General features: G+C 39.8%; 20 protein-coding genes and 2 tRNA genes. 12 read left to right on the forward strand and 10 right to left on the reverse strand.

What is annotated here, in order from left to right; translation table 11 throughout:
• Positions 1–5: 5 nt before the first annotated feature.
• Together KJA62_RS00700 and KJA62_RS00705 are read right to left on the reverse strand one after the other, a co-directional pair.
• On the reverse strand, positions 6–1310 hold the full coding sequence (locus KJA62_RS00700) for a DNA recombination protein RmuC (RefSeq protein WP_213318136.1): 1305 nt from the start codon (positions 1308–1310) through the stop codon (positions 6–8).
• Positions 1311–1428: 118 nt separating this feature from the next.
• Complete coding sequence (locus tag KJA62_RS00705; protein WP_213318137.1) at positions 1429–2247, reverse strand: CDP-alcohol phosphatidyltransferase family protein; 819 nt, start codon at positions 2245–2247, stop codon at positions 1429–1431.
• Positions 2248–2722: 475 nt separating this feature from the next.
• On the opposite strand from KJA62_RS00705, the gene KJA62_RS00710 reads away from it, so the two are divergent.
• Positions 2723–5854, forward strand: a complete 3132-nt coding sequence (locus tag KJA62_RS00710) for a ribonucleoside-diphosphate reductase subunit alpha (RefSeq protein ID WP_213318138.1) — start codon at positions 2723–2725, stop codon at positions 5852–5854.
• Positions 5855–5878: 24 nt separating this feature from the next.
• Positions 5879–6919 (forward strand): ribonucleotide-diphosphate reductase subunit beta, encoded by a 1041-nt coding sequence (locus KJA62_RS00715; RefSeq protein ID WP_213318139.1) that lies wholly within the window; start codon positions 5879–5881, stop codon positions 6917–6919.
• A 59-nt stretch (positions 6920–6978) separates the two neighbouring features.
• Here the strand turns inward: KJA62_RS00715 and KJA62_RS00720 are convergent, their stop codons facing one another.
• Entirely contained in the window at positions 6979–7614 is a 636-nt protein-coding gene (locus KJA62_RS00720) for a hypothetical protein (RefSeq protein ID WP_213318140.1), read from the reverse strand.
• A gap of 183 nt (positions 7615–7797) precedes the next feature.
• Between KJA62_RS00720 and KJA62_RS00725 the strand changes: the two genes are divergently transcribed.
• On the forward strand, positions 7798–8475 hold the full coding sequence (locus KJA62_RS00725; RefSeq protein WP_213318141.1) for a tRNA (guanine(46)-N(7))-methyltransferase TrmB: 678 nt from the start codon (positions 7798–7800) through the stop codon (positions 8473–8475).
• Here the strand turns inward: KJA62_RS00725 and KJA62_RS00730 are convergent.
• A tRNA-Val gene (locus KJA62_RS00730) sits at positions 8466–8539 on the reverse strand. The two genes, KJA62_RS00725 and KJA62_RS00730, sit on opposite strands and share 10 nt — an antisense overlap.
• A gap of 110 nt (positions 8540–8649) precedes the next feature.
• On the opposite strand from KJA62_RS00730, the gene mnmM reads away from it, so the two are divergent.
• Positions 8650–9219 carry a tRNA 5-(aminomethyl)-2-thiouridylate-methyltransferase MnmM gene (mnmM, locus tag KJA62_RS00735; RefSeq protein ID WP_213318142.1) on the forward strand — a complete coding sequence of 190 codons (570 nt, stop codon included), beginning with the start codon at positions 8650–8652 and terminating at the stop codon, positions 9217–9219.
• A gap of 13 nt (positions 9220–9232) precedes the next feature.
• On the opposite strand, the gene murB is transcribed toward mnmM, so the two are convergent.
• Positions 9233–10117: a UDP-N-acetylmuramate dehydrogenase gene (gene murB, locus KJA62_RS00740; protein WP_213318143.1), complete on the reverse strand. Its 885-nt coding sequence runs from the start codon at positions 10115–10117 to the stop codon at positions 9233–9235.
• 21 nt (positions 10118–10138) lie between these two features.
• Positions 10139–10648 carry a transcription antitermination factor NusB gene (locus KJA62_RS00745; RefSeq protein ID WP_213318144.1) on the reverse strand — a complete coding sequence of 170 codons (510 nt, stop codon included), beginning with the start codon at positions 10646–10648 and terminating at the stop codon, positions 10139–10141.
• A gap of 370 nt (positions 10649–11018) precedes the next feature.
• Between KJA62_RS00745 and infC the strand changes: the two genes are divergently transcribed.
• The 6 genes from infC (at position 11019) to KJA62_RS00775 (ending at position 15526) form a co-directional block, all read left to right on the forward strand.
• On the forward strand, positions 11019–11576 hold the full coding sequence (infC, locus tag KJA62_RS00750; RefSeq protein WP_213318145.1) for a translation initiation factor IF-3: 558 nt from the start codon (positions 11019–11021) through the stop codon (positions 11574–11576).
• The gene (rpmI, locus tag KJA62_RS00755; protein ID WP_213318146.1) at positions 11557–11751 is read left to right on the forward strand and encodes a 50S ribosomal protein L35; all 195 of its coding nucleotides are present in this window, start codon (positions 11557–11559) and stop codon (positions 11749–11751) included. The genes infC and rpmI overlap by 20 nt, the downstream gene beginning before the upstream one ends.
• A gap of 32 nt (positions 11752–11783) precedes the next feature.
• The gene (gene rplT / locus KJA62_RS00760; protein ID WP_213318147.1) at positions 11784–12149 is read left to right on the forward strand and encodes a 50S ribosomal protein L20; all 366 of its coding nucleotides are present in this window, start codon (positions 11784–11786) and stop codon (positions 12147–12149) included.
• Positions 12150–12167: 18 nt separating this feature from the next.
• Entirely contained in the window at positions 12168–13196 is a 1029-nt protein-coding gene (pheS, locus tag KJA62_RS00765) for a phenylalanine--tRNA ligase subunit alpha (RefSeq protein WP_213318148.1), read from the forward strand.
• A gap of 21 nt (positions 13197–13217) precedes the next feature.
• A tRNA-Ser gene (locus KJA62_RS00770) sits at positions 13218–13302 on the forward strand.
• A 172-nt stretch (positions 13303–13474) separates the two neighbouring features.
• A complete protein-coding gene (locus tag KJA62_RS00775; protein WP_213318149.1) occupies positions 13475–15526 on the forward strand; it encodes a calcium-binding protein in 2052 nt (683 codons plus the stop codon).
• Here KJA62_RS00775 and KJA62_RS00780 read toward each other — a convergent pair.
• Both KJA62_RS00780 and KJA62_RS00785 read right to left on the reverse strand, forming a co-directional pair.
• Positions 15513–16613, reverse strand: a complete 1101-nt coding sequence (locus tag KJA62_RS00780) for an LptF/LptG family permease (RefSeq protein WP_213318150.1) — start codon at positions 16611–16613, stop codon at positions 15513–15515. The genes KJA62_RS00775 and KJA62_RS00780 overlap by 14 nt on opposite strands.
• On the reverse strand, positions 16614–17693 hold the full coding sequence (locus KJA62_RS00785) for an LptF/LptG family permease (protein WP_213318151.1): 1080 nt from the start codon (positions 17691–17693) through the stop codon (positions 16614–16616).
• A gap of 108 nt (positions 17694–17801) precedes the next feature.
• On the opposite strand from KJA62_RS00785, the gene tilS reads away from it, so the two are divergent.
• Together tilS and ftsH are read left to right on the forward strand one after the other, a co-directional pair.
• Positions 17802–18761 carry a tRNA lysidine(34) synthetase TilS gene (gene tilS / locus KJA62_RS00790; RefSeq protein WP_213318152.1) on the forward strand — a complete coding sequence of 320 codons (960 nt, stop codon included), beginning with the start codon at positions 17802–17804 and terminating at the stop codon, positions 18759–18761.
• 201 nt (positions 18762–18962) lie between these two features.
• Positions 18963–21689, forward strand: coding sequence for an ATP-dependent zinc metalloprotease FtsH (gene ftsH / locus KJA62_RS00795; protein WP_213318153.1), 2727 nt, complete (start codon positions 18963–18965; stop codon positions 21687–21689).
• A 75-nt stretch (positions 21690–21764) separates the two neighbouring features.
• Here ftsH and pnp read toward each other — a convergent pair whose 3' ends face one another.
• A complete protein-coding gene (gene pnp / locus KJA62_RS00800) occupies positions 21765–23867 on the reverse strand; it encodes a polyribonucleotide nucleotidyltransferase (protein WP_213318154.1) in 2103 nt (700 codons plus the stop codon).
• 30 nt (positions 23868–23897) lie between these two features.
• The gene (rpsO, locus tag KJA62_RS00805) at positions 23898–24167 is read right to left on the reverse strand and encodes a 30S ribosomal protein S15 (RefSeq protein ID WP_213318155.1); all 270 of its coding nucleotides are present in this window, start codon (positions 24165–24167) and stop codon (positions 23898–23900) included.
• Between the last annotated feature and the right edge of the window lie 138 nt (positions 24168–24305).

The raw sequence follows: 24305 nt of genomic DNA on the forward strand, positions 1-24305 counted from the left end.
AGAGATTATTCATCTAAGAGTTCTTTAGTTGTCATAGAAGAAGGGAGTTTTTCTGATAACAGCAATTCTTCTTCATCCTCTGGGTTAATGGGAAGAGGCCCTTTATTAGTGATTTCAATACTAGTAACTTCAGAGATATGTTTGTTTTGAGGAGCTACATCCAGTTTCTCGAATTTTTTGATTGTGGGTAACATCCTAGTTCGTAGACTGGAAGCCAATTCGTTATAACTTTGGGAGGCTGTCCTTAAATTGTTCCCTAATTTATTGAAATGCCTAAAAACAACACCTAGACGTTCGTAGAGCTCCTTTCCTAAAGATCCAATTTCTTGAATTTGTTGGTGTAAGTTTTCTTGTTTCCAAGTATGAGCGACAGTTTTCAGTAACGCAAGTAGAGTGGAAGGTCCTGCAATGAGAACATTGGAAGAAGCACTGATATCCATAAGTTCTGGAGCATGTTTAACGGTATCGTTAAATAGGCTCTCTCCTGGTAAAAAGAGGATAATAAATTCTGGTGTTTCAGAAAATTTCTCCCAATAAGCTTTTGCTTTTAAACATCTAACGTGTTCTTTGATTCTAGAAATCATGTCATCTTTGTCGTACTCGCCTTGTTCCAGATAACTTTCTGATAAGGGGGCCTTAGAATCTATGATAAGACACCGATTTTGGGGTAAGCGGATTACGGCATCAGCTCTCGACTGACCGGATGAAGAGGATACCTGCATTTCATAATCACAGTATTTTAACATTCCAGAGAGTTCGAGGATTCTTTCCAACTGCACTTCACCCCAACGGCCTCTTTTGGCTGGATGAGCTAGAATATTTCTTAGTGCAGAGGTTTGTGTTTCTAACTGTTTTTCAGCTTCCATTAGCTGAGAGATTTGTTCTTTTAGAGAGCCGCGCTCTTCAGCTTGTTTTCTCTCATAATCATCGATATTTTTTTTAAATTCTTTGAGAACGGAATTAACAGGAGAGATGATATCTTCGAAGTGCTTAGATCTTTCTGAAAAATATTCCTTTGTTTCTTTTTGTATTTCTTTGATTAGAGATTGAGTAGAACAGGCTAGTTTATTACTAAAGGTTTCGATTAGTACTTTTCGATCTTCTTGAGATTCCAATGACTGAGCCAGAAAGTTTTTCTCCAACTTGTATTGATTTAATGTTTTTTCAAATTCTTTATTTTGGATCTCTTTTTCTAGATGATGCCTTTGAACTATTTCTTCCAGGGTTTTTCTTAAAATTTCATTTGCCGCCTTTTCTTTCTCGAAACAATGTTCTAGAGATCTTTTGGTGCGAAGATCTAAGACTTTCATTAGCAACGAACCAATGATCAATCCTAAAAAAAAATGTACGAAAAAATATGGGAAAGACATAGAAAGTGTCTGGGTTTTATTTTACTTGCCGGAACTTTGTGAGTAAGTAAAGGTCATGTTAATTCCGTTTGCTCTTTGTAATAGCTTTCCTGGAAAAAGCAGCTACAGGAAAGATAGCAAAAATGTATGCCCAAGCGACAAGGAAAAATACTTCTACGAAGTGATCAATGATTCCTAGGAAAAGTAGACAAGCAAAGATTCCTAAAAGAACTATGAGCAGAAAAGAGGAAATCCTAAAACGCAAAGCTCCCAAAGATGGGAAATACCAACGGGAGACCATCAACCCACCTAGCAGTAACTGTCCACAGCAGAGAAGAGGTAAGCGAAGGCTAGGGGAGATCATGGAGGCACTTCCAGATGATAGGAATAAGGCTAACGACACTATAGCTGCTGCGGCTGCAGGAATAGGTAGCCCCTTAAAGAAACCTTTAGGTAACTTTTCTTCCGTGTTGTTATGACGCTTCATAATCGTGTAACGAACGAGGCGCAAGACTCCACAAAGGGAGTAAATCATAGAGCAGATCAAGAGAATTGAAGAATAGAAATTTCCTATGCTCAAAGCTTCCACGCTTTTGATAACAATTAGCGATGGTGCTATACCAAACGTCACAGCGTCAGAGAGAGAGTCAAACTGTTCGCCAAAGGCGCTTTCTGCCTTCATAATTCTGGCGACAGCACCATCAGAAAAGTCAGCAACGATCGAACAGATTAGGAGAACCGCTAATCCTTGCAAGCGATGCAATAATTCTTGGGGACCGGATGTTGAAAGCATGCTTTTGAAAATAATAAAAAGTCCACAGCACAGACCAAAGGCTGTAATGGTGTTTGGTGCGACAACACGCCGGCGCTGACGTTGAGAAAAGTCCGTATCAGTCATAGGTGATTACTTCATTACTACACCAAAGCATGCCAGAATTTTATAAAATCAACAAGCTTTTGGATTTTGTACTGTATGGTGATTCCGTGATCTTTAAGGGGGATAAAGTTGGGAAAATAGATGCAGAAAAAAGATCGTTTTTTTACCCTCTCCCATTCTAGTCGGACCCCTTTTGGGGCGTGAAAAATGGTTCGCTTGTCGGCAGAGTTTTTTCGCGAGAGAGACTGTATTTTTCAATTGCAGATAAAGCAGCTCAGTTCCTATATATGGTATACATGGCGGTTAATATGCACTATATGTTGGGTTTTTGAGGGGTGTTTCCGCTTTTCGATTTTGGGTTTTTTTTCAAGTTTTTTTGGTGGACAGAGTGAAATTTTTAGCACTCTATAAAGTGTTTTGAGGGCTTTCTAGATCAGCAGTAAGGAGATACTTCTGATTTGGATTTTTCTGAAGAGAATTACGGAGCAGGGAAGTTATGGCAGAAGCAGAAATTCAAGAAGACAAATGTTCAATAGTTAAACGCAACGGGATGTTTGTTCCATTGAGCAGGGATCGTATAAGTCGAGCTCTGGAGGCTGCTTTTCGAGATACCAAGCAACTAGGCAACGAGGCACCCCTACCGGAAAATTTGGAGTTAACGATATCAGATATTACGGCAAAAGTAGTTAAAGAAGTTGTCGAAAAGATTAACGAAGGACAAGTTGTTACTGTAGAAAGAGTTCAAGATATAGTTGAGAGTCAGTTATATAGAAGTGGCATGCAAGATGTTGCCAGAGATTATATAGTCTATCGTGATAATCGTAAGTCATATAGAGAAAGCCGATGGGGCAAAGTTGTTGTTATTCGTAGAGATGGGACGAAAGTGCGCTTTAATCCTATGAAAATTTCTTCGGCTTTGGAGAAAGCTTTTCGTGCAACATTGGACGGGGGAGCAGGTTCAGAGGCTGTTCCTACCATCAATAGCTTGACGGAATCCATAATAGAAGAGTTATTCCTCATACACAGCGATGCCGAAATAGGACTTCACATAGAAACTATACAAGATGTTGTTGAAAAGACACTGATGTCTTTTGGACATTATGAGGTAGCTAAGAGCTACATTTTGTATCGAGAAGCTAGAGCTAGAGTGCGATCTAAGAGTGAGGGATCTTCCGTTGCAATCGAAGAAGTATATGAGGTTGTACGCAAAGACGGGGAATCTTATATCCTTAGGAAAGAAGATCTATTTCGTAAATTTTCCTGGATAGGCAAGCGGTTTCCTTCTACCGTCGATCCCAAAATGTTAGTGGATATGACTTTTTCCAATTTGTACTCTGGAATAAAAGAATCTGAAGTAGATTTGGCGTGTATCATGGCTGCTCGAGCCTGTATAGAAAAAGAGCCGGATTATGCTTTTGTAGCTTCTGATTTGTTGATGGACATAGTTTACCGTGAAGCTTTGGGAACAGGTATCACCAATCCCGATTTAGAGGATATTCAGAGAAAGTATTTTAAGGAGTATATCAAACAAGGAGAAAAGTACAGGTTAAACCCAGCTTTGGCTGATTTTGATCTTGACAAGTTGGCAAATGCTTTGGATTTAAATAGGGATCGAAGATTTGCTTACATGGGAGCGCAGAATCTGTATGATCGTTATTACAATCAGCTCGATGGTAGACGCTTAGAAACTGCTCAAATTTTTTGGATGCGGGTAGCTATGGGGTTAGCTTTGAATGAGGGTGCCCAAAAAGAAGATCAAGCTATAGCTTTTTATCGCTTAATTTCAGATTTTCGCTATGTTCCAGCAACTCCAACGCTTTTCAATTCTGGGACTGTACATTCTCAACTTAGTTCTTGTTACTTGTCTATGGTTAAGGATGACTTGAACCATATTTTTAAATTGATCTCCGACAACGCCTTGTTATCAAAATGGGCTGGAGGATTAGGCAATGACTGGACGTCCGTAAGAGCTACTGGGGCTCACATAGCTGGTACTAACGGGAAAAGCCAGGGTGTTATTCCGTTCATAAAAGTGGTAAATGATACAGCCATAGCTGTGAATCAAGGGGGAAAAAGAAAGGGTGCTGCTTGCGTATACATGGAGGTTTGGCACTACGATTACGAAGATTTTCTAGATCTGCGTAAAAATACGGGAGATGATAGACGGCGCGCCCATGATATTAACACAGCTAGCTGGATTCCGGATCTCTTCTTCAAAAGGTTGCTAGCGAATCAAAAGTGGACTCTGTTCAGTCCAGATGAGGTTCCTGGTTTGCATGAAGCTTACGGTCGGGAGTTTGAAGTTTTGTACGAAGAGTACGAAAGAAAGGCTGCAAATGGAGAAATTAAAATTCACAAAACTGTAGAAGCCGCATCTCTTTGGCGCAAGATGTTGAGCATGTTGTATGAAACAGGCCATCCTTGGATGACATTTAAAGATCCCTCTAATGTTCGGTCTGCACAGGACCATTGTGGGGTAGTTCGTTGTTCTAACTTATGCACGGAAATTTTACTAAATTCATCTGAAGAGGAAACTGCCGTATGTAATTTAGGGTCTGTCAATCTGGCTGAGCATTTTACAAATGGTAAGTTAGATGAAAATAAATTAGCAGAAACAGTTTCTGTTGCTATCCGCATGCTAGACAACGTAATAGATTTAAATTTTTATCCTATTCCTGAAGCTAGGAAGGCTAACTTTACCCATAGAGCTGTAGGTCTAGGCGTAATGGGCTTTCAAGATGCCTTATACATGCAAAATATAGGGTATGCCCAAGAGGAAGCTGTCACTTTTGCAGATGAAAGTATGGAGTTGATTTCCTACTACGCTATTTTGGCTTCTGCAAATTTAGCTAAGGAGCGAGGAGTATATAAATCTTACAAGGGATCCAAATGGGATCGAGGTTTGTTGCCTATAGATACTATAGAGCTATTAGGGAAAGTTCGTGATGAGGGCAATCTGGTTCAAGATAGATCCAGTAAAAAGGATTGGACCCCTGTCAGAGAGGCTGTAAAAATGTATGGTATGCGCAACTGCCAGGTAATGGCCATAGCACCGACAGCAACAATATCAAATCTTGTAGGGGTTACTCAGTCAATAGAGCCTACGTACAAACACTTATTTGTAAAATCTAATATTTCGGGAGAGTTTACTATTCCCAATGTGCATTTGATTCAGAAACTAAAAGAACGAGGGTTGTGGGATGATGATATGCTCGATGATCTCAAATATTTTGACGGTTCTTTATCCGAAATAGAAAGAGTTCCTGATGACCTTAAGAAGATATTCCTTACGGCTTTTGAAATTGACCCAGATTGGTTAATAGAGTGTGCTTCGCGAAGGACTAAATGGATAGATATGGGGATATCTTTGAACCTATATCTTGGTGAGCCCGATGGTAAGAAGTTATCCAATATGTACATTAACGCATGGAAGAAAGGTCTGAAGACAACGTATTACTTGCGATCGATGGGCGCCACTTCTGTTGAAAAATCCTTCACGGATGTCAATAAGAGAGGTATACAGCCTCGATGGATGAAAAATAAGTCTGCGTCGACAAGTATTGTTGTAGAAAGAGTTTCCACTCCCAAGGCTTGTAGTATGGAAGAAGGATGTGAAGCGTGCCAGTAAATGGTTGCTGAAAAGGAGGTTATTATGGAAGGGGATCTTTTAGAAGGTAGAAGTAAACGGGTAGATGTTAACCAGAAATTTTTAATCAATTGTAACCAGGTTGATGTTAATCAGTTGGTGCCAATCAAGTACAAATGGGCTTGGGAGCATTACCTTAATGGTTGTGCCAATAATTGGCTTCCTACAGAAGTGTCCATGGCCAAAGATATCGAGATTTGGAAGTCTAATAGGTTGTCCGAGGATGAGCGTAGGGTGATTCTTCTAAATTTAGGTTTTTTTAGCACAGCTGAAAGTTTGGTAGGAAACAACATTGTTTTGGCGATATTTAAGCACGTAACTAATCCTGAAGCTAGACAATATCTTTTACGACAAGCTTTTGAGGAGGCAGTGCACACTCACACTTTTTTATATATCTGTGAGTCTCTGGGATTGGATGAAAGAGAAGTTTTTAATGCGTACAATGAGAGAGCTTCCATTAAAGCTAAAGATGATTTTCAAATGTCTTTAACGACTCACATTCTGGATCCTAATTTTTCTACTGATTCGGTAGAAGGGATAAAGGATTTTATCAAAAATCTAGTTGGCTATTATGTCATTATGGAGGGGATATTCTTCTACAGTGGTTTTGTTATGGTATTGTCGTTCCATCGACAAAATAAGATGACCGGGATCGGAGAACAGTACCAGTATATCCTTAGAGATGAGACCATTCATTTAAATTTTGGTATAGATTTGATCAACGGTATCAAGGAGGAAAATCCCGAGGTATGGACTCCCGAGTTGCAGCAAGAAATAGTTACTTTGATTGAAAGAGCTGTTGAGTTAGAGATTGCTTACGCGGAAGATTGTTTGCCCAGGGGTATTTTAGGGCTTAAGTCTTCCATGTTTATAGATTATGTTCGACATATAGCTGACAGAAGATTAGAGAGAATAGGTCTTAAGCCTATTTACAACGCCAAAAATCCGTTTCCTTGGATGAGTGAAACCATGGACTTAAACAAAGAGAAGAATTTCTTTGAAACTCGTGTTACAGAGTATCAAACTGCTGGTAGCTTAAATTGGTAAGAACCGATTTAGGAGTATGGCTCAACCGCACCATATGCAGTTGAGCTAGCTCTTGATTACTAAAGATCGCTGCTGTTAACCGCTAATACATTTGTTGTGAGCACAATTTCTTCTTCCTTCTCGAAAAGAAAATCTTCTTCCTCCGCCAAGTTAACGTTTCCCTCGTCAATTGCAGCTTCGGCTGTTTCGGAAACCATGGTTAAGACCGTGTTTTCTTCCCCGAGGTCCAAGTAATTTTCGCGTGCCATTTTAATAATGGCTTGGCCAGCAGTTTCTTTTTCTTTCAAACATCTGATTTGCTTCATATACGACAAAATTTCCTCTTCGTTCATGAATTCATCAACGAGAAGTTGCTCTTCCGCTATTTCCGCTATTACATTCCATGCAGAGCCTTCTTTGATTTGTGCATCGAGCGAGCAAAGCGTTTCCATGTTTTTAGCTACTTCTAAAATATTTTCATAACATTCATTAAAAGTAGAGTGAGCATGTTTTGTTGGTTGCTTTTCTAGTTGATTTAAAGTGCTCAAAAAAACAGCTCCATCTTCTAAAGCCATATCTAAGAGACTTTGTAAGCTCCTACGAAACATATTTTGTTCTTTTGCAGTCATCGTTATCAGACATTCCTCGGATCCTAAACTTGTGTTAAAGGTTAGTGGAGCTAAAAGAATTGCAATTAAACAATAAAAATTTTTCATAAAAACCTTTTATTTTAACAAGCTTGTCGGCATAGTTTAGTATTAATTTGTGTTTTTTTCGATTAAATAAAATTATTTGCATACCTTTTCGTTTTATTTTTGTGACATTTTCCCAATCGTATTGGCCGAAAATTCATATATGTTTATAGTCTCACACTCTTTAACTAGAATCGTTGGTATTCTGTGAGACCCAAAGATTTACCGCTTCCATTCGACAGAAGTCGACAACACATCCTTATTAGAGATGGGATTTTATTCATTCCTTCTTACTCAACATCAAAGTTAGACGAGCAGTTTGTTATGCCCTCTTGGGAAGAATTATTCCCAGGAAGCAATCCTATTTGTTGTGAGGTTTGTTCGGGAAATGGAGACTGGGTTATAGACCAAGCTGAAAAATTTTCTTATAAGAATTGGGTTGCTGTTGAAAGAAGGTTTGATAGAATCCGGAAAATTTGGTCAAAAAGGGAGAACAGGGGATTGCAGAATCTTTTTCTGGTATGTGGTGATGCACAAACATTTCTCAAAGATTTTGTTCCCAAAGCTTCTTTCAGCGAGGTGCATGTTAATTTTCCAGATCCATGGCCCAAGCCTAGGCACCATAAGCATCGATTGTTTCAAACAGCTTTTGTAGATGATCTGTCTAAATCTATGTGTGCTAGGGGGATATTATCCGTAGTTACAGATCATATAGAGTTTTTAGAGGCCTCCTTGATTGCTATTATGAAAAAATTTTCTCCCCAACAACTACAGCCCTATTACGAAGAAATAGAAACCAATTATGGGAATTCTTGGTTTGAAAACCTATGGAGAATGAAGGGGAAGAAGATCTTTCGAGCCAGATTTGAAAACGATGGGATATAGCTGACTTGAACAGCTGACCTTCACGATGTCAACGTGACGCTCTAACCAACTGAGCTAATACCCCAGACCACGAGGGATGTTACCATGAGAAATCTTATCTTTTCAATTCAAAAATCTAAAAGATTTTGAAAATAGTAAGCACTTTTTGCAAAAATTTTAGTCGGGTTTTTTGTTATGAAGACATTTTTTTCTAATGTGGTGTCGGTGGCTCATCGTTTGTTTTCAGAGTTTTTAGTCCCCGGAGATGTGGCTGTAGATGCCACATGCGGTAATGGCAAGGACATCCTCATAATGGCCAAGCTTTTGAAAGGTAAAGGAAAAATTATCGGTTACGATATTCAGCAAGAAGCATTGATCAAGTCTCAGGTGGCTTTCAATGCCTTGTTGAGTAAAGAGGAGGCTAACATTATCCTATTGAAGCATGGCTCTCACGTTTGTTTGGATGAGAAAGGAGCCAAGTTATTTCATTACAATTTAGGGTATTTACCTGGAGGAAATCACGATATTACAACTGTTACGGAAGACACCATTGTCAGTTTAAACAAAGCGTTAGATCTTCTTCATCCAGAGGGAATTATTACAGTTATCTGTTATCCTGGACATGAAGAAGGAAAAAGAGAAAAAGAAGCAGTAGAATCGTTTGCTGAAGCTTTAGATCCAGGGGCTTGGACAGTAGTTCTTCGTAAAATGGTGAATCGAAGCTTAGCTCCGGAACTATTTGTTTTTAAAAGAAATGTCTTATGAAGTTCGCCAGGGACTATCTGTGGGGAATGATAAGGACTTCTTCTTGTAGGGAGAAACCGCGTTTTTGTGCGGCTTCTTTTGCTAATTCGATAAGTTTTAAAATGTCCTTTGCTTTGGCAGCACCTTTGTTGACAATAAAATTAGCATGCGTTGGGGATATGACAGCATCGCCAACACTTAGCCCTTTTAGGCCGCATTCTTCGATGAGCTTTCCTGCAGGCACCTCTTTTGAAGGATTCCGAAAAATACATCCAGCGGAAAGTTGTTTATAAGGCTGAGTCTTCATCCTTTTTTCCCTGTAGGAGTTTTCTAAGACAGAAGAATCAGGGTTGTGATACAACTGGAACTCTGCGCTCAGTATAAATTCTGGGAATTTTTGGAACCGCGATGAACGGTAGCCAAAACTTAACTCGGGTTTTCCATAAGACACGATTTCTCCGTTTTGGTTAATTACTTTAACTCTCACAACAGTATCTGCAGTTGCTTGCTTTTGTACTCCAGCATTCATGAAAACAGCTCCGCCCACTGATCCAGGGATTCCTGAGGCAAACTCTAAGCCGCCTAATTTTTTCGAGACTGTGTACCGTCCTAAAGAAGCGAAAGAATGCCCAGAACAGACTTCTAACAAAGTAGAGGTTAAAAATTTTTTTTTATTAATATTATTGAGTAGAACTAGCCCGCGAAATCCTAGATCATCGAATAGACAATTAGAACCTTTTCCTAAAATAAAGTAGGGGAGGGGAGTTTGACGTAAGAAACGGAAAACTTCCACAGCTTCCTCTGCTGTAGTAATTGCTTTAAAAAATTTTGCAGGGCCTCCTACTCGAAATGTAGAATATTTACTTAAGGGAACTTCTCTCTTCACAGGAAAGGGGAAGGCAGGGCTTGGTTTACACATGTGGCATATCTAATCAAAGAATTAGTTGGTCTTTAGGTTAGAAGGAAAAGAGATTCTAGTAAATGTTAAGGAATGATTTTTTTGAAAGATAGAGTCGAGTACGGCGTGAACGAAAGCCGAGGCTGGTGGGTGACCAAATTTTTTTGTTAATCTAATAGCTTCAGAAATAAGTACGGCATCGGCAGCAGGAGAATCATTAGCGGAAAAACGCTCATAACAAATGAGTCGGAGGACATTTTTCTCCAATCGAGAAACTTTCTCTTGATGGCTTCCTTCTATATTTTCTCTTAGGAGGTCGTCGAGAGAATTTTTATTGTCGATGACAGCTGACGCCATAGAAAAAGCGCTGAGGACATGTCTTTTGGAAACGCGCACCTCCCGCATGACCATAGGAATAACTTCATCTTCCTGGCCGGAAACGTCCATGGCAAAAAGGATCTGTAAAGTTATCTCCCGAAACTTAGTTTGTGGGATAGAGCTGTGACAAGACTCTACGCTAAAAGGAACTCCCTTTGTAGCAGGCGCAGCCATTAAAACACCTGTGTAAAAAAAGAATCTGATTTTTGTAACAAACAACCACTTGCAACGACCCTGGGAAAGCTCGTGCTTTTTGACCGAGGGATGGAGGAGACGATTTTAATTATTGGGAAACTTTATTTGCAATAATGAATTTCTATCCAAAACTTCTATAAAACTAATTTTTTACTTCTAAAGGTTTTCTTTTCAAAAGAGATGCCTCTTACTCGAGAAGTAACAGATTTTCGATTGATTTTCTTTTCATAATAAACTAAGATCTTCCCCTTCTTGAAAGGGACTTTTTTGTCTCGGAGAGTGGGAGTATGAGTGTTGGGACTGCCCAACGGTGCGGTTAAGGTTCTCAAAATATAATTGCAGGATAAAAGTGGCTGTCAATCTGAAAGTTAATAAGCAAATTCGTGCTCCTAAGGTTAGAGTAATCGGGGTTGGTGGAGAGCAAATGGGGGTTGTTTCCATCAAAGAGGCTCTCGATATGGCCAGGGAAGCAGATCTAGATTTAGTAGAGGTTGCGTCCAATAGTGAGCCTCCCGTCTGTAAGATCATGGATTACGGAAAGTACCGATATGACCTCACTAAAAAGGAAAAAGACAATAAGAAAGCCCAACATCAGGTTCGTGTCAAGGAAGTTAAGCTTAAGCCGAACATTGATGAGAATGATTTTATGACAAAATCCAAGCAAGCTAGGGCTTTTTTGGAAAAAGGAAATAAGGTTAAGATTACTTGTACCTTCCGGGGGCGGGAATTGGCTTACCCAGAGCATGGTCATAGAGTTGTTCAGCGTATGAGCCAGCTCCTAGAGGATGTTGGGGGAGTGGAGGCTGAACCTAAGTTGACAGGTAGGTCTTTGAGCTGCGTCGTCGCTCCTGTGACAGTAAAAACTAGAAAAAAACAGGAAAGAATACATGCCCAAGATGAAAAGTAACAAATCTGTGAGGTCTCGTTTCAAATTGACGGGCACAGGAAAATTGCTCAGGACTTGTCCTGGGAAGAGGCATAAGTTGACTAAGAAGTCTTCTCAAGCTAAAAGAAATCTCTCCAAGCGTCCTGTGATGGATGAGTCTCAAGTAAAAATGTATAAACGTATGATGCTCGCTTAGTTCGAGTGTTTTGCAAGGATGGTTTTTAACGTATGGTACGTGCAACAGGTTCAGTAGCTTCTCGTCGTCGTCGCAAGCGCATCTTGAAGCAGGCTAAAGGGTTTTGGGGGGATAGGAAAGGACACTACAGACAGTCTTGCTCGGCTGTCATGAGAGCTATGGCTTTCAATTACATGCATCGAAAAGATCGAAAAGGGGATTTTCGTCGTCTCTGGATTACCCGTTTGAATGTGGCTTCCAGGATCAATGGGCTTTCTTATAGTCGATTAATAAATGGGTTAAAGCTTTCTGGAATTTCTCTAAATAGAAAAATGCTTTCTGAAATGGCTATACACAATCCTGAGGCATTCTCTCGAGTGGCCAGCGAAGCTAAAAGAGCTCTTGAGGCTGCGGTCTAGAGTAATACGAGATTCTTTATGAGTATCGAAGAACGGGTATCCTCTGTTCGTAGGGACTTTTCTGCGGAAATTAGTAGTGCTAAGAGTTCTGAGGAGCTTGCTGATATTAGAGTTAGGTATCTTGGGAAAAAGGGGATTTTCCGTAATTTTTCTGAGGAACTCAAGAAGGTTCCGCCAGAAGAGAGGCCCTCCTTGGGAGCCTTGATCAACTCCTGCAAAGCTTTTATCGAGGAAGAGATATCTAGCGTTTCGGAGAAGTTCCTTGAAGAAGAGGAATATAAGAGGTTTTTTTCCGAAAGGATAGACGTGACTCTTCCCGGAGAGGCCTGTTTTTCCGGAGGGGAGCATGTTTTGAAAAAGACTCTTCGCGAAGTCGTCGATATTTTTGTTTCCTTAGGCTTTTCTATTCAGGAAGCGCCAAACATTGAGAGTGAAGCTAATAATTTTTCTCTTTTGAATTTCCCCGATGATCACCCAGCTCGGCAAATGCATGACACTTTTTACTTAGATGAGAAGACCTTGTTGCGCACCCATACTTCAAATGTTCAAGCTAGGGAATTGAAAAGAAGTCAAAGCAAAAGGATGAAGGTCGTAGCTCCGGGGCTATGTTTCAGAAATGAGGATGTGTCTTCTAGATCTCATATGATGTTTCATCAGATAGAGGCTTTCCTTATAGATGAAAACGTTAGTATGGTGGATCTTATCGTGGTTCTCCGAGAAGTTTTTCAAAGGTTTTTTAATAAAAATGTGCGCTTGAAGTTTCGCCATAGCTACTTTCCTTTTGTAGAACCCGGTGTCGAAGTAGACGTATCTTGCATAGAATGTGCGGAAAAGGGATGCTCTCTGTGCAAGAATACGGGATGGCTAGAGGTCGCTGGCGCGGGGATGATACATCCAAATGTATTGTGCAAAGGAGGGGCAGACCCGGAGAAACTTTCTGGTTATGCTCTAGGAATGGGAATAGAGCGACTTGTTATGTTGCGTCACGGTATACCAGATATTCGACTGTTTTTTGAAAATGATGTTAAGTTTTTGAAGCAGTTTTAGTATAGTTGTTATCTCTCTTATGGAAGAATGGCAGAGCGGTTTAATGCACCTGTCTTGAAAACAGGAGATCTGAAAGGATCCGGGGGTTCGAATCCCTCTTCTTCCGGTTTTTCCTTATTTTTTCTCTCTCTTTTCCTTTCTTTTTTAGTTGATTGTGTTTTTTGTTCTTTTTTATCAATTTTGAATTAATTGATAATAATATTATTTTTTTGATAAATTAAATAATTATTCTTTAGTTTAGCTTTTTATATTTTTTGTTCCATGTCGGGGGGATGGCTATGGAAAAGCAAGAACAGAGCTTGCAAGAGGCAATGAAACATGTTCAGAATATAAGAAAAAATCTTCTTTCAAATACGTCTTGCTTCTTTGAAGATTCAGAGGTTGTTGTATCACCAAAGAACTCTCGCGATTCATTGTATTTATTTCCTTGCGGAGAGTTGGCAGCCTCCATAAAGCACTCAATGGAGTCAATAGGAAGCTACATTAACAAATTTTCTAATAAGCAACAGCTTACAAGGAACCCTTTTATTCACGAGGTGGAAGATTTGTTAGAAGTCTTTGATGGTCAATCAGATCTACTGGAAAGTATAGGAGTATCCGAAGAATATAATGATCTACGAAATACTTATGAGCATGTAATTGGCACAGAAGCTAAGGATTCGTTAGCCATTAAAGAACAAGAAGTCAATCTTGATAATGACCTATCCAAAGTCCCCACTTTGGATAGTCTTGTAGAAGTGAAGCGAGATAGGTATTACGAACTATTTTTTATAAGAAATGAAGATAATAAGAGGTTTTATACAGAATCCTTAGCACAGATTATAGCAAAGCATGGAAAGCTTCATGAAGCCTCTTCTACTGTCGACCCTTTAACAAAAACGTTCTTATGGCAGGGCAACGAAAAAGAAAGACAAAGTAACTACATATTTTCCGCCTCAGAACCTTTCATACGAGATTTTTATAAATTAGGAGCCCTAAAAAACAAAACCATTCCTGAAGTTTCTGCTGTTCATAATGCGATTTTGGCTCTCATGTTATCCAAAACTTCTAAAACAAAGATCTCTTCAAAACCTATAAAAAGTAATTTGGCCTATTTCAATGACTTTTTGGGTTTTCTCAGAGAGGCAACACTGTTGTTGGAAGAGGGGAGTTTTAATACTTCAGAGAAAACTGATTTAAGGATTACGTCTGGGAGGATCGTTGACAAGTGGATATTGTCTTTGTTCTTCTATCGTCCAGATAACTCTGAAGCTTTGCGTTATTTGTTCAGCCAAATGAATTCTTCAATGGAAGGAAAAAAGATGTCCGCAAGCAAGTACGTATCTGATTTATATGATGAACAGCATCGAATATTTTCTAAATTTCCTAATGGCCCATTACTAAAATCACTAGATTATCTATCCGATAAGCATTCGTGTCAGCAATTTGATCCATTCAAAATGGGCATGACGCCCTCCTTTGAAGGCAATTTGGTTTGCAGCAATGGAAAAGCGTTTATGAAAGTCTTTTCTTCAGCTAATCCTATCACTCAAGAATCCGTTTTATATGCTTCTTTAAATCAAGAATTTTTATCTTTATTGAAAATTTTAAAACGAGAAGGATCTTCTGTTTTTGTCGTCAATTTTCAGAATAGGCAATCCAAGAAAGATAAGGCCAGGACCAGGCTCCTAGAGGAGTGTGCAGACAATTCTGATTTTTCAGGAAATATAAAGGTATTCTCTTGTCCTGAGCCAGAAGATTTGCTGCTAAATATTGAAGGAAAAGAAGAGATCAAAGATTTTAATGAGTTCGTCCAGGCAGTGTTGGAAGAACTTACAAAAAATGAGGTAAGTTCTTCTTATAGAATGGATAGTCTTATTAAAAATAGACTGGAAAAAGAATTTTTACCTAAATGTCTCAATAGTTTAAAAGATGTCTTTTTCTCTAAGAAAAAAATTTTATTCCGGAACGATAAGTTGCTACTACTCCACTTGGTTTCTTATTTGTTGGTTTTTAAGCAATTAGAAATTATTCTCCCAAATTATTTCTGGATAATGTCTAAAGATGGACTTGATTATGTGGGTGCTTTTCTTGCTGGGCTTTGTTGTTTCTCAAGAAAATCAACAGAGTGGGATGAGAAATTTTTAAAATCGATGCTAGCAAAGCTTTCTGTTTCAACATTTTTGATGCGAGATAGGCAGGTGATGTCTCCTTGCGTGGAGCTTTTGGAAAAATTGATGAGCTCTCTGAGGAAAAATAGGAAAAACTTACCTAAGTTGCATTCTTTATATGAACTCGATTTGGAGGGATGGGAATTTATGGGGTTTGTGCCACAAATCAACGAAGGTTAGCAAATTTGTAACCCGAGTATAAAGCGAGCGCCAATGGCGCCACAACCATTGTTTGCAAGACAGGTAAGACGCTGTTTGAAGATAAAACCATACCAGCTTTGAGGAAAACAAAGAAGATATTCACTAGACTAAGAGGCACCAGATAAGCCAAAGCTACTTTTGGTGTTCGAGAGAAGCGTAAGCAAAATGCAGCGGAAACAATTGTTGCTGCAAGACACGCTAAAGGAGAGAATAATCTGTAGTAGAAGTGAGAGATGAGAGCAGCTATTCGCTGCGGTATACTTGTAGTTGTCCCTGGTCCAGTGGCTTTCCAGGGAATGGCTCCGAAGATTTCTGATAATCGATTTTTTGCTCCTGCAGTGAAAATTTTGGAGAAAGGATTATCGTAAAATCCGAATTCAATTTCAGGAAATTCCTTCATATCAAAGAATTGTTGGGAAACGGTGTTAGTGCTTTCTTGATTTTTGAAAAGCATAACACTAAACCCCATAGGTAGGGAAAGAGTATTGAAAGCAAGTCGCTCGATAGAATAGATCTCATTTCGAGATTTTATCCAAAACACCTTATTTAAGGTCATGGCCGTTCTGTCAATGCTAGAGTAAATTAAAACAGTTTGATCTTTCAAGTAAAGAGCTGGAATTTTATCTTCCCTAGTGGTTTTGGATCCTTTCTCTAGAGACTCTTTTTTTAGTGAGATGTTTTCGCAAGCGGGGTACAACCATTGAAAGTTTGCGTAAAGAAAGACCGTGATGAGTCCCACAGAGAATAGCAAGGGAGAAAGAAACTGCTTTAAAGATAATCCGGAGGCTTGAAGTAAAGAGACTTCGCGTTTGTGTTGCATGGATGAGAGAGTCAGTGTAGTTGTTACTGCAATTAGCTGAGGAAATAGAAATTCACTTTTTAACCCGATTTGGGAGAGGTAGTATAGGGTATTGAGTTTCCAAGGAACTACAGTCGAAGTTGAACCGGTAGACTTCATTACATGCAAAGAGTGGTGAATCGAGGAATAAAACAGGAAGGAAGAAATCACCAGTACTAAAAAGATAGTCCAAAATCGGAGTAGTAAGTGACGCTGCCACAATTTCATTTAAGCTCGACCTCGTGTCTCTCTATATGATGTAATGAAAAATATAATCCAAGCAAAGAGCTGAGGTAGAACAAATAGGATAAAAGCCATGGCCATGGATTTCGTGTTTTTTCCTATGATCAGAAGGGTTATAGTCAGGATAGGGAGTACTATAAGGGGATTGAATCTTTTTTTGAATCTAGGTTTGTAGGTGCCAAGGACAATACCGGAATAGGTAAGGGTAACACATAGAGTACCTATGGCCAGCCGTCTAAAGATTTCGGGTAATAATTCTCTAGAGTCTTTTCCCCGCCTGCAATTTTGCAACAAAGTTTTCCATGGCAAGTAGTCTGTCCTTGTTTTCATGTAAGATTTCCCTGCAAATAAAGTGGAGGTAACTTTGGGTATTAAGATACTGTCGATGGTTTCTGTATAAATTTCCTGTGAATCGGAGTCTTGCTTCAAAGAGTCTGGAATTTTTGATATAATTAGCACCTTGTTAGCGGATACGGTATCTTTAGCTGTGTCTGGAATAATATTTTTTATGATTCCAATATCGGATATTTCTCTGTCCCGTTTTAGGGCTACAATCACATCACTAAAGGTATTTTTACGACAATTGTCAACTGCTATGAAAATCCGATTAGTTTCATTTTTTTGAATTGTTTGTAGCAACAGAGCTGGAGATGTCATAGCTATGTTAGCTATTTCTTTGCATGTTCTGTATCTGCAGATAGAAGCTAATTCAGAACAAGTATAGAAGTTGATACAACAAATTACACCGGCGGCAACCAGTAACGGGAAGATAATCAAGGCTTGAGAAGCTCCTGAAGATCTTAAAAACGTTATTTGGTTATTATCTGATAACTTTCTAAAGAGAGAGAACGATGCTACAAAACAGGAAACTGGAATGATGAAAGGGAGCAGGTAAGGGATTTGGTAAATAGTTAATTTTAAAACTGTAATATAGGAAATATTCTTAGCAATTAAAGCTACGATTTCTTGTAGGGACCCAATCATAGAGATAAAAATAAGACTGAGACTACACAGGCAGGTAGTTTTCAAAAATCTTAATATGAGAAGCTTCCAAAGTAGAGGCATGTAACGTAAATTCCCTTGACTTTCTTAGAAGAGCGAGCTAATTTCTCCAGCTTTTATTCTGTCTCAAAGGGCGTGAGGTCGCCGCTTTTGCCGCCTTGAGTTGTTTTTATGCGTAGTGTTCTTTTCAAGGATAATCAATTGGAGTTATTTTTTTCTTCTTTGGATAAGAAAAAACGTTATTTATTGGCACTTTCTGGCGGTCCGGATTCTACTTTTCTTTTTCATGTGCTAATTTTATATAAAATTTCTTTTATTGCAGCCCATGTGGATCATGGGTGGCGTGAGGAATCTTTTCTAGAGGCCTCTTTATTACGGAAGCTTTGTGAAGAGCATGGCATCTCTTTCTTTTGTCGCTCGATAGATAAAAAAGATTGGGGAGAAGGAGATTTGGAAAATGTCGCTAGGGAGGCTCGTTACGCTTTTTTTCGGGAAATTTGTGAACAAGAGGGATTGAGTGGTGTTTTTGTTGGGCACCATGCAGATGACAAAATAGAAACCGTCCTTAAACGAATTTTTGAAGGGGCAGGATTAGCTAGCCTTTCGGGACCTAGGGAGTTGTCTTACATGTTTTCTATTCCCGTTATCAGGCCCCTATTGCATTTGAGAAAACAGGATATTGAAGATAAGTTGCAGCGAGCAAATATTTCTTACTTTTTTGATAAAACTAACTTGGAAGACCGTTTTTTGCGTGCGAGAATGCGTAAGTCCATCATTCCTTGCATTCAAAAAAAATTTGGAAAAAATATTGTGGCTCCTTTGCTAGCTTTAGCTAAAGATTCTGATGAGTTGTCCGAATATATAAACCAAGAATCAGCGGTATATTTTAAAGAAATTTTTCGAAGTGATGCGAAAGTTTCTATTACTTTACCGGTTGCTTTATTACAAAAACCTTTTTTGGCTAAGCAAGTGATTAAAAGGTTTTTTGTTATGGAAGAGATGGGGGTCTCCAGACATACGGTGCTGGCTGTTTATCAACATGTGGTTCAAGGGACTCGCGAGGTGTCTATGCGGGTTAACGGCAAAAGTATTGACATTAGTAGAAATACCATCAGTATACGCGAGAGTTAGACTGCCTGTTGAAAATTCCATAATCTAATTGTGGTAGAAGCATCGGTGGATTAAGTTGATAGGTAAACTAGGGTGATATATGATGGACGTTTGCGAAAGTTCTTTTTGTATCTTCTAGATTGTACGCTTTTTTGTGAAAAATAAAACAGTAGTTATATAATAATAATTATTACGAATAATTAGTTCTTAGTTAGTGCGATTATGTCATACGAAAAAAAATTTAAGAGTGACCCTAAAAAGAATTTCCCTTCTATGTTCTTTTTCCTCCTGTTTGGAGTTGTTTTTGGGGTCTTCGCGCTACAGAACTTCGTCAGTTCAAAGAGAGCTAAAGTAGGCTTTAGCCATCAATTAGAACACTTAGTCAATTTGCGGTTAATTGTCCCAGAAGATAGTCGTAAAGTTGCCCTTAATGATAATCTAGTGTCTTTTAGTGGTAGGTTTAGAGATGGTAGTAGTGCCGATAGTCAATCCAGGTATCGTTACCTGGAACTAATAGATAAGGAACATCGCTTCTTATCGGAAAGACAAGAAACGCTTGCTTCCTTAGAGAGTTTGGAAGGTGAAATTGCGAATTCTGTTTCCTGGTTTTCTGCAATTTCTGGAATTGCTATTCCAGACTCAGGATACACTATCTTTGATAGGGCTAGTAGTAAACTAGGGCCTCTCGTTGTCAAGGAGAGTGTTTCTCCTCAAATTATAAATTTACAAGCGTTGTCGGCTAGATTTCGGAGAGATATTCGGGAACCTTCTGATTTGAAGAGATTTGGTTCTGACCTTTATGAGCTAATCAGCAAATATCTTTCTCCAGCTTTGGGGATTAGTGCTGAGTCTCTTAAAGAAGAGTTAAAAATTCTTTCTAGCAAGGTAGAGATCTCTCTACAACAAGACTACAGCCTGGAAGATGCTCGGCAATTATACAGCCAAACACTAGATGCTCTGCAAAAAATTTCTCAATCGTTTCTCTATCCTGAAGACGGTGTCCGTTTTGCGTCGCTGCGCTCGGTGAGGTTGTATAGAGAGGAGCGAAGAAAATACCTTTCCATAGAAAAATCTTTGGAGCTCAATGCTAGCCAGTTGGATAAGGCTAGAGGAGAAGTTTCAGAGGTGGTATGGTTCTTTAATAATAAGGAACTTTCTTCAAAAGCTTTGGAAAGACAAGATCCAGAGTTATTTTCTCATTGGTTCAATGGAGCAAAAGAAGAGTGGAGAAACTTTAGTCACAATAGATCACTTTCCTTTAAAGCTCCAGATCAGCCACGCAATCTAGTTCTGGAAAAAACTTTTAAAAGCGAAGAGCCAGCACCTCACTACGTAGGGTATGTATTTACTCTTATGCCTGTTATGCTAGTAGTGTTTTTGCTTTACTTGGTCTTTTCTAGGCAAATTAAAGGGGTTGGCGGGTCTGCCATGAGTTTTGGAAAATCTCCAGCAAAGTTACTGCCCAAGGGGCAAAACAAAATTACGTTCGCCGATGTAGCTGGAATAGAAGAGGCTAAAGAAGAATTGATAGAAATTGTAGATTTTCTTAAGAATCCTTCTAAATTTACGGCTTTGGGGGGGCGGATCCCTAAGGGAGTTCTTCTAATAGGGCCTCCAGGGACAGGTAAGACTTTGATAGCTAAGGCCGTTTCAGGAGAAGCTGACAGACCTTTCTTCTCTATAGCGGGTTCTGACTTTGTAGAGATGTTTGTTGGGGTTGGTGCTAGCAGAATTCGAGATATGTTTGAGCAAGCGAAAAGGAATGCCCCTTGCATTATTTTCATCGATGAAATAGATGCTGTGGGTCGACATAGAGGAGCAGGTATCGGCGGTGGACATGACGAACGAGAGCAGACTTTAAATCAACTTTTAGTGGAAATGGATGGTTTCGGCACAAACGACGGCGTCATACTTATGGCGGCGACAAACAGGCCAGATGTGTTGGATAAAGCTCTGTTACGTCCTGGAAGATTTGACAGACGTGTGGTAATCAGTTTACCCGATATTCGAGGTAGACAGGAAATCTTGGCTGTGCACGCGAAAAAAATTAAATTGGATCCTACAGTAGATCTAATGGCTGTGGCAAGAAGTACTCCGGGCGCTTCTGGCGCAGATTTAGAAAACTTACTTAATGAAGCGGCTTTATTGGCTGCTAGAAGAGACCGAACTGCTGTAACTGCAGTAGATGTTGCTGAAGCCAGGGATAAAGTTCTATACGGCAAAGAAAGAAGAAGTTTAGAAATGGATGCTGAGGAACGTCGAACAACGGCTTATCACGAATCTGGGCATGCTGTGGTTGGACTATCTGTTCAGCATAGTGATCCCGTAGATAAGGTAACCATTATTCCTAGGGGCTTGTCTTTAGGAGCTACTCATTTTCTCCCAGAGAAGAATCGTCTCAGCTATTGGAAGAGTGAGCTGTTTGATCAATTGGCTGTTCTTATGGGAGGGCGTGCGGCTGAAGCAATTTTTCTGAATGATGTTTCAAGCGGAGCTCAGCAAGATATTGCTCAGGCAACAAAATTAGTACGTAGTATGGTTTGTGAGTGGGGAATGAGTGATCAGCTAGGCACTGTTGCCTATGACGAGCGTTCTGATAACTACACGGGATACGGTAGTTATCATGAAAGAATCTACTCTGAGGAAACCGCTAAAGTGATAGATGCTGAAGTAAAAGCCATTCTCGAAAAGGCGTATGCCAGAGCTTTGGATATAGTTCAAACTCGAAGAGAGGAAGTGGAATTAATGACAAAAATGTTGATAGAGTTTGAAACTCTTGATGCTAAAGATGTCAAGGAGATCATGGACCATACTTGGGATCCTGAGAAGAAACGGCTTCGACTCAAAGAAGAGAATCTGCTTTTCAAAAAAACTTCGGATGAACTTCCACCACCACCTCCGGATGAAGGAGATTCTTTGCAGAATGGATTAGGTTTCAATGCTACCTAAACAGAAAAACCCCGCTCCCTCGAGAGGCGGGGTTTTTCTTTTGTGGACGTGAAAAGGAGAAGGAGACGTATCAGATTATTTGGTCGCTTGTTCAGAAAGCAAAACAGCCTTATGACTTAGTTTAAGTTGTCCTTTTTCGTTTATACTTAGAAGTTTGACTTTTATAATATCGCCTTCTTTGACTATGTCGGAAACATTCTCCACTCTCTTAAAATCTAATTCGGAAATGTGACAGAGCCCTTCTTTACCAGGAAGAACTTCAACGAAGGCTCCAAACGGAACAACAGAAGTCACCCGTCCATTATAGACCTTGCCAACCTCTACCTCACAAGTCAGTTCTTCAATGATGGCTTTAGCTTTAGCCATGGCCTCTGGAGTCTGAGCAGCTATACTGACAAGCCCAGAATCGTTAATGTCTATCTGTACGCCTGTTGTCTCTATGATATGACGAATCTGTCTTCCTCCAGGGCCTATAACTGTTGCGATCTTATTGGGTTTGATACGCATGGTCTCTATGCGCGGAGCGTAAATAGACATCTCCTCTCTAAAGGTTGGGACAGCGCTTTTCATAGAATGTAAAATAGTGGTCCGCCCAGTCCTGGCCTGTTCTAAAGCCTTCCGCATAATTTCCTTAGTGATACCTTCCACCTTTATATCCATTTGGAAGGCAACAATGCCGTCTTCACTCCCAGCAACTTTAAAGTCCATGTCCCCGAGATGATCTTCTATTCCAGAGATATCAGAAAGGATTACTGAACGATCACCCTCCAAAATTAGACCCATAGCTATTCCTGAAACAGGAGTAGTAATAGGTACTCCGGCATCCATTAGAGCAAGACATCCACCGCAAACAGAAGCCATAGAAGACGAACCATTGGACTCTGTAATGTTCGACTCTAAGCGAATAGAATAAGGGAAGCTCGAGAAATCAGGCAAAATATGAGAGAGAGCTCTTTCGGCTAACTTACCGTGACCCACTTCTCTTCTTCCAGGGGAACCAACCCTACCCACTTCTCCAACTGAAAACGGAGGGAAAAAGTAGTGCAGATAAAACCTACTAATACCTTCCCCGTTCAAGTCCTCATATCTTTGCCCCATGCTGTCTCCCCCCAGAGTACAAACAGCCAAAGACTGAGTCTCACCTCTTGTGAACAAGCAACTACCGTGGGTCCTGGGGAGGATAGAAGGCTCTATGGTAATATTCCGAATTTCTGTGACGTTCCTTCCATCTGCTCTGCGGTTGCTTTCCAATATCATTTTACGCATGAAATCGGATTTGATCTTCTTAAATGCATACCTGACATTGAAAGAAGAGAAATCGGGAGCTCCCTCAAGAGACAATTCTTGGACGAGACTGTCCTCAATTTCTTTGAGAGCAGCTTCCTGAAGTTTCTTGTCTGATAGGGACAAGGGGTCAAAAAGCTTTCCATTGGTTTTTTGCTGGACAGAATCAAGCACAGCCTGCGGAAGAGGGGAAATAGCATCTTTTTCTTTAGCTTTTCCTACCACTTGTTGCCAGGTCGACAACTGACGACATATCAAAGACAAAGACTCGTGACCGAAGGCAATGGCGTCTAAAATCTGTTCTTCATCCAAAAAATGGCAGTGTCCCTCTATCATCAAAATGGCGCTTTCTGTACCAGAAAGCATCAAATCGAGAGTTGAAGAAGGGAGTTGCTGTACATCAGGATTGATAACGAACTTTCCATCAATATACCCGACTCTAACTCCAGCAACAGGATTTAAAATCGGAACACTAGATATAGCCAAGGCTGCCGAAGAAGCACAAATCGCCAATGGATCCGGAGAATTTTTCCCATCATAAGACCATATGTACGAGAGAATTTGAACATCCCTCATCAACCTTTCGGGGAGAGTAGGTCTTAAGGACCTGTCAATAAGTCGGGAGACCAGCACCTCCCTTTCGGAAGGGCGCCCTTCTCTCTTTAAAAATCCTCCTGAGGTTTTCCCTGCAGCGGAGAAGCGCTCTTGATAATCCACTCTGAAGGGAAGGAAATCTGTTTCTTCAGTCAGAGATGCTGAGCATGCCGAAGAAAATACAACAGTATCTCCCGATCTAGCCAAAACGGCACCACTGGCTTGTCTGGCAATTTTACCTGTCTCAAAAAACAACTTCTTACCGTTGCCTAGGTCGATGTCGATAACTTCTGCTTTCATTCCGTATTCCGTGCTTGTGATGGGAAAAGCTTATTTTCGTAGGTTAAGCCTTTTGATTAAGTTTTTATATCGCTCGGTATCTGTAGAGTTTAGATACTCTAAGAGTTTTCTTCTTTGCCCTACTAATTTGAGAAGTGATAAACGAGAATTATGGTCTTTAGGAGACCTTTTAAGATGTTCCTTTAGGTCGGCAATGTGTTCCGTCAATATCGCAATTTGGACGTCCGCAGAGCCAGTATCCTTTTCATGAAGTTGAAACCGTTTTGTAATTTCTTCTTTAGTTCCCTTATCCAAAGACATTCGGATATCTCCTTAACATGTTTACTGCAAAACGCAATTATACGTCAGAATGGCGTTAATGTACACCATTTGTGAGATCTTGAAAGTGTTTTTCTAAAATCAAATAAATCATGATAGCTTTCTTTCCTTTTCTCTGTG

The sequence above is a fragment of the Chlamydiifrater volucris genome, from assembly GCF_902806995.1.
Lineage (GTDB): Bacteria > Chlamydiota > Chlamydiia > Chlamydiales > Chlamydiaceae > Chlamydiifrater > Chlamydiifrater volucris.